1 pseudogene is annotated in these 591 nt (G+C 69.5%); it reads right to left on the minus strand.

Annotation, left to right across the window (positions count from 1 at the left end):
* Positions 1 to 578 (minus strand): annotated as a pseudogene (locus AAAX59_RS09685) (hypothetical protein); the annotation flags it as partial.
* Between the last annotated feature and the right edge of the window lie 13 nt (positions 579 to 591).

The following is a 591-nucleotide window of genomic DNA, read 5'->3' on the forward strand; positions in this document are numbered from 1 at the left end:
CTGGCCCGGACGCCCTCGCGGCGCAGGCGCGCCCAGACGGTGCGGTACCCCCAGCACCCCGAGCCCTCGCGGAAGATGCGCACCACGCGGTCGCGTATGTCGGCGTCGCGGTCGCGCGGCGCGGCGACGCGGGGCCTCCAGTACTCATAGGAGCTCTTCGATATCCTCAAGAAACCTGTGATCGAGCGGAGGGGCAGGGCGGTCGCCCGCCTCAATCTCTCGCCGAGCTCGCACTTGCTCCTGTTCGAGATCGAAGCCGGGTCCCACCCTTCCGCTTTTAGGTCGGCCAACACCGCCCTGAGCAGCAGGTTCTCTATCTGGTCCTCGTTGAGCCCGGCGAGCGGGCCGGTCGCCGGCGGGGCGTAGATCGACTTGTCGGGGCCCAAGCTGGCCTCCTTCCGTGGCGGTTTCCTCGCCCCGATTCTACAGCGCGCCCCGGTGTAGCTGTGCGGGAGGTGCCCCGTCGCCCACTTCTTGGCCGCGCCCACCGAGACCCCCGCGAACTTCGCGGCGGCGGTCGGCCCCATGCCGTCCTCCGTCGCCAGGAGGAAGAGCTCGACCTTCTCCCTGCTGTACATGCGAACCTCCAGT

This window comes from Collinsella sp. CLA-ER-H2 (genome assembly GCF_040092405.1).
Lineage (GTDB): Bacteria > Actinomycetota > Coriobacteriia > Coriobacteriales > Coriobacteriaceae > Collinsella.